This window comes from Staphylococcus sp. TCBT05, assembly GCF_055179755.1.
Genome location: NZ_JBUQDQ010000005.1, coordinates 90,883 through 107,845, shown reverse-complemented (window position 1 = coordinate 107,845; position 16,963 = coordinate 90,883). Strand labels below are relative to the sequence as shown.

At 35.1% G+C, this 16,963-nt stretch carries 1 protein-coding gene; it reads left to right on the top strand.

Going from position 1 to position 16,963, the window contains the following annotated elements; translation table 11 throughout:
• Positions 1–148: 148 nt before the first annotated feature.
• Positions 149–16,948 carry an amino acid adenylation domain-containing protein gene (locus tag ACY191_RS00470; RefSeq protein WP_463269841.1) on the top strand — a complete coding sequence of 5,600 codons (16,800 nt, stop codon included), beginning with the start codon at positions 149–151 and terminating at the stop codon, positions 16,946–16,948.
• The last annotated feature ends 15 nt before the right edge of the window (positions 16,949–16,963 follow it).

Here is a 16,963-nt window from a genome sequence, read left to right as displayed (position 1 = left end):
ACAAAAATAAACTTTAAAATGTTTAGAAAGAGTATAAATAGGAATTAATTTATGCAACTGTAACTTATAATAAATATTATACGATTGGTTATAAAATAGAATAATATTATTATATTTTTTACTGTAGATTGATAGGAGGTTCGCTGCATTGACTGAAACAAAATTATTATCTTATGCACAAAAAGAAATATTACAGATTGAACAATATTATGAGAATACAAGTATTAGTAACATCGCTGGTGTAGTACATATGAAAAATGACGTATCATATGATGAGATTAATGAAGCCTTCAACGAGATAGTGAAGCAACATGATACGTTGCGTATTAGAATTACGAAAGAAGACGGTGTTTACAAACAATATGTAGTAGACTATGAACACGAAGATTTTGAATTTGTTAATTTTTATCAAGATCAAGAAGGTTACGAAAAGTGGATTAAAGAAACAGCTAGCACTAATATCTTTAATCTTGATGATAAATTATATAAGACAGTAGTATTTAAGTATCCTGAAGGATATTATGGTATCTTCCTATTGCAACATCATTTAATTAGTGACGCATGGGGTGTAACGATTGTTGTAAATAATTTAATTAAAAAGTTATTAGGTAAATCTGTATCTGAAGAAGATATTGGGGCTACTTATTTTGAGGCAATAGAATCAGAAGATAAATACGAAACGACAAACCGTTTTAATAAAGACAAGGCCTTCTGGTTAGAAAAGTTAGAAAATTTCGAAGACAACATTTTATTTGATAAATCCACGTTAGATAGCGCTATAGGTAAGAGAATAAGTGTGAAATTATCTGAAGCTGAAACTAAGCGTATCTTCCAATACTGTGAGGCGCATGGAGTTAGTATTAGTAATTTGTTCTCTGCAATTATGCAAATCATCAAACACAAGAACACACTTTCTACAACCAATTCTGTCGGACTACTTATACATAACAGGAATACGAAGAAGGAAAAATCATCAACTGGAATATTCTCACGTGTATTACCAATGATTGTTGATACAGATCCAGAACAAACCGTTCAAGATTACCTTGAAAAAATTCGTAGAGAAAGCTTGAATCTATTAAAGCATAGAAAATATCCATATGACTATATTGTAGAAAACAGTGGTAATAAAAAAGGTCTAGTAGACTGTTTTGTTTCTTTCCAAAACACACAATATGACGCTGAGTTTATCGAAGAGGGTTATACGGATGAATGGTTAGATAATGGAACAAACAATTCGCCACTTAGTGTTAACTTGAGTAACAGAAGTAATGGTGAAGGTATGGATATCGATTATGATTTCCAAATAGATGCTTTAGATGAAGAAGGTATCTATCATTTACATGAAACAATCTTCCACGTATTAAATCATATGATCGAACAACCAGAGTCACAAATTAAAGATATTGAAGTGGTTAATGGTGAAGAAAGAGAGACGATTTTAAATGACTTTAATGATTCATCATTAGCATTAAATAATGATACGACGTTTGTTCAACGATTTGAGCAACAGGTTGCTCAACATCCTAACAAGACTGCAGTTACATTTGAAGGAGAAAGTTTAACGTATGAAGCATTGAATGGCAAAGTTAACCAAATGGCTCGCCAATTACGTGCTGAGGGTGTAACGCCCGATTCTCTTGTGGCAGTTATGTCAAATAGAAGAATTGAAATGATTATAGGGATATATACCATTCTGAAGGCTGGTGGCGCCTATGTACCAATTGATCCTAATTATCCTACAGAACGTATTAACTATATTTTGGAAGATAGTGCAGCTAAGGTGTTGCTAACTGATCAACCGTTAAGTTCTGAAATAGTCTATAACAATAATGTAATTGATATTACTCAAACACAAACATTTGAAGCGTTGTCTGCAGAAAATTTAGAGCATAATACAGATGTTTCTAACCTAATGTATGTCATTTACACATCTGGTACGACAGGTAAACCTAAAGGTGTGCTTGTACCCGGAGAAAGTGTCATGAACCGATTGAACTGGTTAATTGATAAATATGACATTACAGATGAAGACAAAGTGTTCTTTAAGACACCGTTTACGTTTGATGTGTCTGTTTGGGAAGTCTTCGGTTTTGGTATGATTGGTGCACAAGCGGTACTTTTACCATCAGGAGAAGAAGGTAATCCTGAAAAAATTGTATCTGTTATTGCATCGTCACAACCTACCATGGTTCACTTTGTACCATCAATGTTTAGTGTATTTATTAATTATATTAAAGCATCGAATCAAGCTGCGTCGGTTTCAAGTTTGAGATATGTCTTAGCAAGTGGCGAAGCATTAAAACCAGAATTGGTAAATCAATTTAATGAATTGATTGCTGAGAAAAATGATACGCTACTTATTAATTTATATGGTCCAACTGAAGCAACCATTGATGTGACAAGCTTTGATTGTGAGGTTGGTACACAATATGACATGATTCCAATTGGTAAACCGGTAGCAAATACGCAGGCATACATTTTAAATGACAGTAACAACTTGATGGCTATAGGTGTCGCTGGTGAATTATGTATTGCTGGTACCAATGTGACAAATGGTTATTTGAATCGTCCTGATTTAACAGCAGAAAAATTTGTCGACAATCCTTTTGGCAAAGGTAAGATGTATCGTACAGGTGATTTAGCCAAATGGGAAACTGATGGTAATATTACTTATTTAGGTCGTATTGATGAACAAGTTAAAATCCGTGGATATCGTATTGAGCTCGGAGAAGTTGAAAATGTACTACGTCAACAAAATATTGTTGCAGATGTAGCTGTTGTAGCAAAGCCAGTAGTTGATGAAGAATTGTCAATTTGCGCTTATATTGTATCCGACGAGTCTATTGATATAGAAGCTATCAAAGCACAATTGAATAAACAGTTACCTGAATATATGGTTCCTGCATATATTATGCAAGTTGAATCATTACCAGTATCTCAAAGCGGAAAGTTAAACAAACGCGCATTGCCAGACATTAAAGTGGACAGTAAAGACTATGTTGCGCCACGTAATGATATGGAACAAACTATTGTGGACATTTTTAGTAGTGTGCTAAATGTTGAACGTGTCAGTGTTTTTGACAATTTCTTCCAAATTGGTGGTCACTCTTTAAAAGCAATTAGTGTTATCAATGAAATTGAAAGTAAGACAGCTACACGTTTGCCTTTGAAGGCTATTTTCGACAATCCAACGGCATCACAATTATCTAGTTTACTTGAGAATGGTGAAACACAAATTGCAGGTCAAACGATTCCACAAGCAGAAACTAAACCATATTATCTAACATCTTCTCCTCAAAAACGCTTATATGTGTTGAATGAAATGGTTGAAGGTCAGACTGCTTATAATATGGCAAGTATGTTAGAAATTATTGGTGATGTAGATGTTAATCGTGTACAAAGCGCATTCCAAGCACTTGTTGAACGTCACGAAGCGTTGAGAACGCACTTTGATACTGTTGATGGTGAACCGGTTCAAATCATAGATAAACAAGGTGAGATTACAGTAGGTTATGAAGAAATAGCAACGTCTGATTATGATCAATTATTAAGTGATTTTGTTAGACCATTTGATTTAGCTAACGCGCCATTACTAAGAGTTAAAGTAGTGAAATGTGATGAAAAACGTTATGTATTACTATTTGATATGCATCACATAATTTCGGATGGCTTATCTATCAATATCATTATTAAAGAATTTACGGCGCTATATAAAGGTCGTGAATTAGATGAATTAGCTATTCAATATAAAGATTACAGTGAATGGATGCGTTCAAGAGACTTGGATGATCAGCGTCAGTTCTGGTTATCACAATTTGAAGAAGAAGCGCCAGTACTTGATTTACCATACGATCACGGGCGACCTAACCAACAAAGTTTTACTGGTAAGACGATAAGTCTCGAAATGCCGGAACAAACTAAACGTGCGATTCAGTCATTATCTCAACAGACTGGTAGTACGGATTATATGATCTTACTTTCTTCATTTATGGTGCTATTGCATAAATATAGTCGTCAAGAAGACATCGTTGTAGGTAGCCCAATTTCTGGCCGTACGCATAAAGATACTGAAAATATGCTCGGAATGTTTGTTAATACATTGGCGATGCGTTCAAACCCTGAACGAAATAAATCATTTACGCAGTTATTAGATGAAGTAAAGACAACATCATTAGAAGCCTTTGATAATCAAGAATATCCATTAGAATCACTAGTTGAAGAAATCGTAGAAAAGCGTGATTTAACACGTAATCCATTGTTTGATGTGTTATTTACATTACAAAACACTGAAAACGAAAGCTTCCAAATTGATGACTGGTCTACAAGACAAGTAGAGTCGTCAGTTACAAATGCTAAATTCGATTTAAGTATGACAATTTATGACAATGATGGTTATAGTGTGGCGTTAGAATATGCTGAAGAGTTGTTTGAATCTGAAACAATTGAACGTATGTTGGAACACTTTATGGAACTTGTAGCTGAAATTACTATGCATCCTGAGTATAAAATTAGTGAATTAGAATTAATTACTGAACAAGAGCAGCACTTAATTCTTAATGACTTTAATGATACTGAGATGCCTTATAATAACACGCAAACATTTGTTGAGCGTTTTGAACAGCAAGTGGCCAAAGCACCTGATAAAGTGGCACTTACCTTTGAAGGGGAAAGTTTGACTTATCAAGCATTGAACGAACGTGTAAACCAAGTTGCGTATAAATTGCGTGATGAAGGTGTCGGTGCAGACACGTTAGTAGCAGTCATGACGAATCGACGTATCGAAATGATTGTTGGTATATTCGGTATCTTAAAAGCAGGCGGTGCATACGTACCTGTTGATCCAAATTATCCTGTCGATCGTATTAATTACATTTTAGAAGATAGTGCAGCGCCAGTATTGCTGACAGACAAACCATTAGATGAAAATATTGTGTTTAATCATAAGGTGATTGATTTAACAGCGGATAAATCAATTTGGTCATTGCCAACAGACAACTTGCAACATAATACAGATGTTTCTAACTTAATGTATGTTATTTATACATCTGGTACGACAGGTAGACCAAAAGGTGTACTTGTACCTGGAGAAAGTGTTATGAACCGCTTGAATTGGATTATTGAAACCTATGGTATTACGAGCGAAGATACAATTTCCTTTAAGACACCATTTACGTTTGATGTGTCTGTTTGGGAAGTGTTTGGTTTCGCGATGATTGGTGCACAAGCAGCGCTATTGCCATCTGGTGAAGAAGGTAATCCTGAAAAAATAATGTCACTTATTCATAATAATAAAGCGACTATGGTACATTTCGTGCCGTCTATGTTCAGTGTGTTTATTAACTTTATCAAAGCGACAGATCAAGCGCATTTAATTTCAAGCTTGAGATATGTGTTGGCTAGTGGTGAAGCATTAAAACCAGAACTAGTTAACCAGTTTAATGAACATATTGGGACTAAGAATAATACATTGTTATTGAATTTCTATGGTCCTACTGAAACTACTATTGATGTAACAAGCTTTGATTGTGTAGCTGATGTACAATATGATGCTATACCAATTGGTAAACCGATTGCTAATACACAAGCGTATATCTTAGATGCTGACAATCACTTAATGGGTATCGGTGTTGCAGGTGAATTATGTATTGCTGGTACTAATGTAACGAATGGTTATTTGAATCGACCTGAATTGACAGCAGAAAAGTTTGTCGACAATCCATTTGGTGAAGGTAAAATGTACCGCACAGGGGATTTAACGCGTTGGAATGCTGATGGAAACATCGCTTATTTAGGACGTATTGATGAACAGGTGAAGATACGTGGTTATCGTATTGAATTAGGCGAAATTGATAGTGTATTACGCCAAAATACAGATTTATTAGATGTAGCAGTGGTTACTAAACCTATGTTAGATGGAGAGTTATCGATTTGCGCTTATGTAGTATCTGAACAAAACGTTGATTTAGAGGCAATCAAATTAGAGCTGAGTCATAAATTACCAGACTACATGGTGCCAAGCTATATGATGCAAATTGAAGACATACCAGTAACACAAAGTGGTAAGTTGAATCGTAAGGCATTACCTGAAATCAAAGTAGAAAGCAAGGCGTACGTTGCACCAACGACAGAAATGGAAACAATGCTAGTCGCAATTTATGAAGATGTCTTAAATTTAAAACAAGTTAGTATCACTGACAATTTCTTTGAAATCGGTGGACACTCATTAAGAGCAATTGGCATTATTAACCAAATAGAAAGTCGAATTGGCACACGTTTGCCACTAAAAATTATTTTTGAAAGTCCAACGATTCTACAATTAGCTAAAACGGTTGAACAATATGCGGTAGATGCGAGCACTCAAAGTATTCCGCAAGCAGAGCAGCAGCCATATTATCTGACTTCATCACCTCAAAAACGTTTATATGTGTTAAATGAAATGGTAGATGGTCAAACGGCTTACAATATGCCAAGTATGTTAGAAATCAAAGGTAATGTAGATGTTGCGCGTGTGCAAGATGCTTTTCAAACAATCGTAGATCGTCATGAAGCATTAAGAACGCATTTTGAAACTAAAGATGGAGAGCCTGTACAGGTGATAAATGATTCTGCATCGGTAGTCGTTGATTACGATGAGGTAACGACAGATGATTATGAGCGTATATTAAGTGACTTTGTACAACCTTTTGACTTAAGTAAGGCACCGTTAATTAGAGTTAGTATAGTTAAAGTATCAGAACAACGTTTTATCTTATTGTTTGATATGCACCATATCGTTTCTGATGGCTTCTCTATTAATTTGATTATCAAAGAATTTACAGCGCTATATCATGGTCAAGCGGTAGAGCCATTAGATGTACAATATAAAGATTATAGTGAATGGATGCGCTCAAGAGACTTGGATAGTCAGCGTCAGTTCTGGTTAAGTCAATTTGAGCATGAAGCGCCAGTACTTGATTTACCGTATGATCATTCAAGACCCAACCAACAAAGTTTCACAGGTAAAACGGTAACTGTAGATATGCCTACATCTGTTCAGCGTCATATTCAACAATTGACTCAAGCAACAGGCAGTACGGATTACATGGTGTTATTATCATCATTTATGGTACTGTTGCATAAATATAGCCGTCAGGAAGATATCGTTGTAGGTAGTCCAATATCTGGGCGTACACATAGAGATACAGAAAATATGATTGGTATGTTTGTTAATACTTTACCAATGCGTGCTTACCCTGAAAGTGGAAAATCATTTGCACAATTCTTATCAGAAGTGAAGGACCAATCGTTAAATGCCTTTGATAATCAAGAATATCCGTTAGAAGCACTTGTCGATGAAATTGTTGAAACACGTGATTTAACACGTAATCCATTATTCGATGTGCTATTCACATTACAAAATAATGAGAAAAATAGTCTGGAAATATCAGATTGGTCAGTTGAAGAAAAGGAAGCCTCTTATACTAATGCTAAATTTGATTTAAGTATGACAATTCATGAGAATGATGGCTATAAAGTTTCGTTAGAATATGCGGAAGAATTATTTGATAAAGATACGGTTGAACGTATGTTAAACCACTTTATCGAAGTGATTGCGAATGCAACGCAGCAACCAGAACAACTTATTAGTGATATCGACATTATAACAACAGCAGAAACTGAACTTATCTTGAACCAATTCAATGATACGGATCAGCCATTGGATAACACTGTGACACTTGTTGAACGTTTCGAACAACATGCGGCACAATCACCAGAAAAAGTAGCAATTACATTTGAAGGTGAAACATTAACGTATAAAGCACTGAACGAACGTGCAAACCAAGTGGCGTATCAATTACGTAATGAGGGCGTTAAACCTAATGACCTAGTAGGTATAATGTCACAACGTCGTTTAGAAATGATGATTGGTATTTATGGCATTTTAAAAGCAGGTGGCGCATATGTACCGTTGGATCCAAATCATCCACATGAGCGTACGAATTTCATTTTAGAAGATAGTAATCCACGTGTATTGCTCACGGATGAAAATATAAGCTATGGTATAAAATACGAAAAGGAAATTATCAAGTTAACAAATAATTCCTTCCTTGATAGCTTACCAACAGATAATTTGGCACATGTTACAGATGAAACAAACTTAATGTATATTATCTATACATCAGGTACAACAGGTAAACCTAAAGGTGTTATGGTTCCATACAGTAGTGTAATGAATCGTCTTAATTGGATGGTTGATTATTTCGAATTAGGTTCTACAGATAAAATATTATTCAAAACACCATTTACCTTTGATGTATCTATTTGGGAAGTCTTTGGTTGGGCAGTTATGGGTGGCGAAATTATCATGCTACGCTCAGGAGAAGAAAGTAACCCAGAGAAGATAGCTTCCGTAATCGATGCGTATAATATTACGATGGCACACTTTGTACCATCAATGTTAAGCGTCTTTATAGATTTCATTAAGACAACACACCGTCAAGATGATATTGTTTCGTTAAATCATGTATTTACAAGTGGTGAAACACTAAAAGTAGACTATGTAAATCAATTTAATCACTTGTTAGGTGGACCAAATCAAACATTGCTATACAACTTATATGGACCTACTGAAACAACTGTTGAGGTAACATATTATCCTGTCTTTGCAGGTCAAACTTATACAGAGGTTCCTATCGGTAGACCTATTGCCAACTCACAAGGTTATGTCTTAAATGAAGATAATAACTTGTTAGGTATTGGTGTACCTGGTGAATTGTGTATCGGTGGTGCAAATGTCACACAAGGTTACTTGAATAGACCAGATTTAACTGCTGAGAAGTACGTTGATAATCCATTTGGTTCTGGCAAAATGTATCGCACAGGCGATTTAGTAAAATGGAGAAAAGATGGACAATTAGAATATCTTGGTAGAATTGACGAACAAGTCAAGATACGCGGTTACCGTATTGAATTAGGTGAAATTGAAAGTTTGATTGCTCAAATCGATGCAGTATCTGAAGCTGCTGTAGTCACTAAAGCACCACAAGGTAGTGACGAAGCAATGATCGCTGCATATCTTGTTTCAGATCGTACGATAGATTTTGACGTAGTAAGAGCGGTCCTATCTAAGAAATTACCTGAGTATATGATTCCAACATATATGACGCAAATTGAACAATTGCCAGTTACAGCTAACGGTAAATTAGATAAAAAAGGACTTCCAGATATTGAATTAGAGGCAAAAGCCTATGTTGAACCACGTGATGAAATGGAAGAGACAATTGCGACAATCTTTGGCAACGTGTTAAATATTGAACGCGTAGGTGCAACAGATAACTTCTTTGAAATAGGCGGACATTCACTAAGAGCAATTAGTGTTATTAACGAACTAGAAAGCCAATTATCTGTACGTGTACCGTTGAAGACAATTTTTGAAAATTCGACAGTGGCACAATTAGCTAGAGCTATCGAAAATGAAGCGACTGCATCATCAACTCAAGAGATACCATTGGCTGAAACTAAGACACATTATCTAGCATCATCACCACAAAAACGTCTATACGTATTGAATGAAATGATGGACGGTCAAACATCTTATAATATGCCAAGTATGTTAGAAATTAGAGGGACTGTTGATGTTGAACGTGTTCAAAATGCATTCCAAAAATTAGTGAACCGTCATGAAGCATTACGTACACACTTTGATACAGTTGAAGGTGAACCGGTACAAATTGTCGAAGATAAAGTTCAAATAAATGTAGAATATGAGGTTGCTTATACAGAAGATTATGAACCATTATTAAATGCGTTCATTAGACCATTTAACTTAGAACAAGCACCTTTATTAAGAGTGAAAGTGGTTAAATGTGCAGAACAACGTTATGTACTTTTATTTGATATGCATCATATTATCTCTGATGGATTCTCTATTAATCTTATTATTAAAGAATTTACAGAGTTGTATCATAATCAAACTTTAGAACCTTTAAATGTACAATATAAAGATTACAGTGAATGGATGCATACACGTGACTTAAATGAACAACGTGAATTCTGGTTGTCTCAGTTTAAAGATGAAGCACCAGTACTTGATTTACCTTATGATTATTCACGTACAAACCATCAAAGTTACACAGGTGAATCAGTTAATGTATCTATTTCTGAAGCAACAAGAAATGCAATTCAACAATTAGCGCAAGATACCGGTGCAACGGATTATATGATCTTGTTATCATCATTTATGGTGCTATTGCATAAATATAGTAGACAAGAAGATATCGTTGTAGGTAGTCCGATCTCTGGTCGTACACATAAAGAAACAGAGCAAATGTTAGGTATGTTTGTTAACACGTTAGCAATGCGTGCCTACCCAGAGCGTGACAAATCATTTAAACAATTGCTTGAAGAAGTGAAAGCAACATCATTACAAGCATTTGATAATCAAGAATATCCATTAGAAGAACTTGTAGATGAAATTGTTGAGACACGTGATTTAACACGTAATCCATTGTTCGATGTGCTATTCACGTTACAAAATAATGAAAAAGAAAGCTTGCAAATTGATGACTGGTCAGTAGAACACAAAGAACCATCAACGACTAATGCTAAATTTGATTTGAGCATGACAATATTTGATGATAATGGTTATAGCATTGCTCTTGAATTCGCGCAAGAACTCTTCGATCGTGACACGGTTGAACGTATGTTGGCACATTATGTTGAAATCTTAGAGCACAGCGTACAACAACCTGAACAAAACATCAGTCATCTAGAAATGATTACACAACAAGAACAAGATATTATATTTAATGAATTCAATAATACCGATGTCCCATTAAATAATACAAAAACGTTTTTAGAAAGATTTGAGGCACAAGTCGCTAAAACACCAAAACAGACAGCCATCACATATGAAGGGGTTAGCTTGACTTATCAAGCACTCAATGCGAAGGCAAATCAATTAGCTAATTATTTACGTGTGGAAGGCATTGTGCCTGATGCGCCAGTCGGTTTACTGACAAATCGTAGTTTAGAAATGATGATTGGTATATACGGTATCTTAAAAGCGGGTGGTGCCTATGTACCGATTGACCCTAATTATCCAAGTGATCGTATTAACTATATCTTAGGTGATAGTCAACCAAGTGTACTGCTGACAGATCAAGCATTAGATGAATCAATTGAATTTGATAATAAAGTTGTTGATTTGACTGAAGACACGATGATTGCAACACAAGCAACAGACAATTTAGAACCTGTAACTACAGTTGATAACTTGATGTACATTATCTATACATCAGGTACAACAGGTAAGCCTAAAGGTGTAATGGTACCTTATAAAGGTGTCATGAATCGTCTGAACTGGATGATTGATAAATATCATATTAGTAGTGAAGATACGATTCTGTTCAAGACACCATTTACATTTGATGTGTCGGTATGGGAAATCTTTGGATTCGCTATGATAGGTGGTCAAGCCGTGCTATTACCATCTGGAGAAGAGAGTAATCCAGAAAAAATTACTGATCTATTAGAACAACATCAAATCTCAATGGTACACTTTGTGCCATCTATGTTAGGTGTGTTTATTGATTTTATAAAATCAACTAACAAAGTAGAGAACATTGCGACAGTTAATTATGTATTGGCAAGTGGAGAAGCATTGAAACCAGAACAAGTAAATCAATTTAATGCAATCATTGGTAAGCAAAATGATTCATTGTTGATTGACTTATATGGACCAACAGAAGCTTCTATTGAAGTAATCTATTATCCATGTACTGCAGATCAAACATATGACACGATTCCTATTGGTAAACCAATTGCTAATATTCAAGCTTATATCATGAATGAAGATAATAATCTAATGGGTATTGGCGTTCCTGGAGAACTCTGTATCGGCGGTGTTGGTGTGACAAAAGGTTACCTCAACAGACCAGATTTAACAGCAGAGAAATTTATCGACAATCCATTCGGCGAAGGAAAGTTATACCGTACAGGCGACTTAGCTAAATGGAGTGCGAATGGTAACGTAGAATATCTTGGTCGTATTGATGAGCAAGTTAAGATTAGAGGTTACCGTATTGAGTTAGGTGAAATTGAAAGCTTACTAGGACAAATTGATTACATTTCAGATGTAGCAGTCGTTGCTAAACCAATGGCAGGAGAAGAGTTAGCAATTTGTGCATATCTCGTATCTGATAAAGCAGTCGATAATGATGATGTAAAAGCTATATTAAGTCAAAAATTACCAGACTATATGGTACCGTCATATATGATGCAGATTGATCAGTTACCTGTGACTTCAAACGGTAAATTAGATAAGAAAAAATTACCTGAAATCAAAGTGGAAAGTAAAGCATACGTAGCACCTACGAATGATACAGAAGCAATGCTAGCAGCTATATATGAAGCTAATCTTAATATCGATCAAGTAAGTATTCACGATAATTTCTTTGAAATTGGTGGTCATTCATTAAAAGCGATTGGTATTATTAATAAGATTGAAGCTACAAACGGTGTGCGTTTACCATTGAAGGCTATGTTTGAAAATCCAACAATAGCTCAACTAGCTAAAGTTGTTGATGAACATGCGAATGAAACAACGGCACAACATATTCCAGTAGCAGCAGAACAGCCATACTATACAACTTCATCACCACAAAAACGACTTTATGTCCTTAATGAAATGGTGAAAGGTCAAACCGCATATAATATGCCAAGTATGTTAGAAATTCAAGGTGAAGTTGATCCTGAACGTGTGCAAAATGTATTCCAAACATTAATAGAACGTCATGAAACATTGCGTACTCACTTCGAAACAATCGATGGTGAACCTGTTCAAGTGATTAACGATTCAGCTGAAATCAATGTAGAATATGCTGAAATTAGTACAGATCATTACGAAACATTATTAGATGATTTCGTACAACCATTTGATTTAAGCCAAGCGCCATTGCTAAAAGTTAAAATTGTCAAAGTAGCAGAGTCACGTTATGTATTATTATTTGATATTCACCATGTTATTTCAGATGGTTTTTCAATTAATTTAATCATTAAAGAATTTACGGCTTTATATCACGATCAAACATTAGAAGAGTTGAAAGTACAATATAAAGACTATAGCGAATGGATGAGTACACGTGATTTAAGTGAACAACGTGAGTTCTGGTTATCACAATTTAAAGAAGAGGCACCTGTATTAGACTTACCGTATGATTTCACAAGACCGAAATCACAAAGCTTTACTGGTAAGACAGTAAGTGCACAAATACCAGCAGAAACTAGACATGCAATCAATCGTCTAACACAAAAAACAGGTTGTACAGACTTCATGATTCTATTGTCTTCATTTATGGTGTTATTGCATAAATACAGCAGACAAGAAGATGTTGTTGTCGGCAGTTCAATTGCTGGTCGTACACACCAAGATACTGAAAATATCGTCGGCATGTTTGTAAATACATTACCAATGCGAGCATATCCTGAAAGTAATAAATCATTTAAACAATTGTTAAATGAAGTGAAAGATGTTTCATTGAAGGCATATGACCATCAAGAATATCCATTGGAAGAATTAGTCGACGAAATCGTAGAAAAACGTGATCTAACAAGAAATCCATTATTTGATGTGTTATTCACACTGCAAAATAATGAAAAAGAAAGTCTAGATATCGAAGATTGGATTGTTGAACCGAAAGAAGCAACAAATATCAACGCTAAGTTCGACTTAAACATGATGATTGAAGATGATGGCGATTATAAGGTTTCTATTGAATACGGTGCGGAACTTTTCGAACATCAAACAGTTGAACGTATGTTGGCACATTACATTGAACTATTAGCTAATGTCGTACAACAACCAGAACATAATATTGGCGATATTAATATGGCAACAGCCGATGAGCGAACGTTAATCCTTGGTGAGTTCAATAATACGCGTGAAACTTTAGATAATAGACGTATATTTATGGATCATTTCGAAGCACAAGTTGAACAAACACCGAATCGTACTGCCATCGTTTATGAAGGAGAAAGTTTGACGTACCAAGAGTTGAACGATAAAGCAAATCAACTTGCATATAAATTACGTGCTGAAGGCGTAAAACCAAACATGGTAGTTGGAATGCTGACACAACGTAGTTTAGAGATGATGATTGGTATTTACGGTATCTTAAAAGCAGGCGGCGCATATGTACCAATTGATCCTCACAATCCAACGGATCGTATTAACTATATGCTAAACGACAGCCAACCTAAGATATTATTGACGGATGCGACACTAGATGAGCAGATTGAGTATGAAGGTCACATCATTAACTTAGCTGACAAGTCTGAATTAGAACATCTGCCAACTGAGAATTTACCAAGTGTTGTCACTGCCGATGATTTAATGTATATCATTTACACATCTGGTACTACAGGTAATCCAAAAGGCGTAATCGTATCATACGAAGGTGTTATGAACCGAATTAATTGGATGATTAAAGAATTCGACATTAATAGTGAAGACAAGGTACTATTCAAGACACTTTATACATTTGATGTGTCTGTTTGGGAAATCTTTGGATTTGCTATGGTAGGTGCACAATTAGTACTGCTACCATCTGGAGAAGAAGGTAACCCAGATAAACTAGCAACAATGATTCAAGAACATGAAATTACAATGGTTCACTTTGTACCGTCAATGCTAGGGGTATTTATTGATTACATTAAGTCCACAAATAGAATGGATGATATTGCGTCAATAAACTATATTCCATCAAGTGGCGAAGCGTTGAAACCAGAACAAGTTAATCGATTTAATGACTTGCTGGGTAGACCAAATAATTCTCTACTTATAGATTTATATGGACCAACAGAAGCATCGATTGAAGTGGTGTGTAATCCACTATATCCAAGTGAAACATACGATATTATTCCGATTGGTAGACCAATCTCAAATGTTCAAATTTATATTTTAAATGAGAAGAATAATCTAATGGGTATTGGTGTTCCTGGCGAGCTTTGTATCGGTGGCATTGCAGTTACACATGGTTATTTAAACCGTCCAGGCTTAACAGAACAACAATTTATCGACAATCCATTTGGTGAAGGTAAATTATATCGTTCTGGTGACTTAGCAAAATGGAGAGCAGATGGTGAACTTGAATATATTGGACGTATCGATGAACAAGTTAAGATCCGTGGTTACCGTATTGAGCTTGGAGAAATTGCGAGTCATTTACGTAGAATTGATGGTATATCAGATGTAGGTGTAATCGTTAGACAAATGGTTGGAGATGATTTATCTATTTGCGCTTACTTAGTTTCAGATCAAGAAATCTCATTCAGTGATATCAAAGCTGAATTAGGGAAGAAAGTACCTGACTACATGGTTCCTGCATATATGATGCAAATCGAGCAATTACCGTTGACTGCAAATGGTAAATTGAATAAACGCGCATTACCTGAAATTGAGGTAGAAAGCAAGACTTATGTTGAGCCTAGAAATGAAACTGAAGCAACAATAGTTGAAGCAGTTAAGCATGTCTTGAATGTAGAGCAAGTTGGCGTGTACGATAACTTCTTTGAAATTGGTGGCGATTCAATTAAAGCAATCAAGTTAACTTCAGAGTTATCTAAGACATATAATATTTCTATTAAAGACTTGTTTGAGCTACAGACGATAGAGCGCATCAGCGAAGCGTTAGATGATAGTGCTGACACGAACTTATTGACTAAGTTAGCATCGTTAAAAGAGTTTAACTTAGAACAGCCACATCAATTCAGCAATGATTTCATTCAAGAAATTGAAAGCTATAAAGAAAATAGTGCAGCAAATTATGAGGTTATTGATGTTGAAGCGGTTAAGTCTAATAAAAATGTATTACTCACAGGTGCGACTGGATTCTTTGGTATTTATTTACTAAACAACTTATTAGAAGATACTGACTTTGATATCTATGTGATGGTTCGAAGTAATAAAGAGATTACTGGAGAAACGAAATTGCATAACAACTGGGTTTACTATTTTGAATCTCAAATTGATGAGTCATTTGCAAATAGAATTCACATTGTTGAAGGTAATATCGAATCACCTCAATTAGGTATGGGTGAATCAACATATGCAGCATTGTCAGAAGAAATTGATTTAATTGTTAATGCTGCAGCCAATGTAAATCACTTTGCAACAAAAGATGCATCATATGGTGCCAACGTTGGTGGTATTGAACAAATTATCCAATTTGCACAAGATGGTAAAGCAAAAGAAATTCACCATATGTCTACCATTTCAATTGCTTCAGGTAAAGTTGAAGACAAGGCACAATTAACATTCTCTGAATACGATGTAGATATTGGTCAAAAACCAAACAACGTGTACTTAGATGGTAAAATTGAAGCTGAAAAAATATTAATCGATAGCCGTAAACAAGGTGTAGAAACAAATATTTACAGACTGGGTAACTTACAGTGTGATTCTCGAACTGGTTTATTCCAGAAAAATGAAGAAAATAACGCCTTCTATAGCGTTATTAAATCATTCAAGAAACTGGAAAAATTCCCAGACTTACCAGATGATAGCTTAGAGTTCACACCAGTAGACCAAGCCGCTGAAGCTTGTAGTACATTGATTAAAAACAACCAGTTGACGAATGAGATTCATCACATTTACAACACACATCATCTTACATTAACTCAATTGATGAATGTTTATAATCAACATGATTATCACATCGAGAATATTCAATGGAATGACTTTATGGACTTCTTAATGGAATGTATTGAACAAGGTATTAAGAGTGATGAAATAAATGATTTCTTATTACACACAGGCATCCTAGATAACAATATGTTTAACAAATCTCACTTTGAAGTATTAGACTTTAAGACAAATTACATCTTAGAAAAACTAAACTTCGAGTGGAAACCGACAGATAATGAAATACTTTCAAAAATGATCAGTCATCCAAAAAATAATTTCTAAGCAACAACTGAGGCA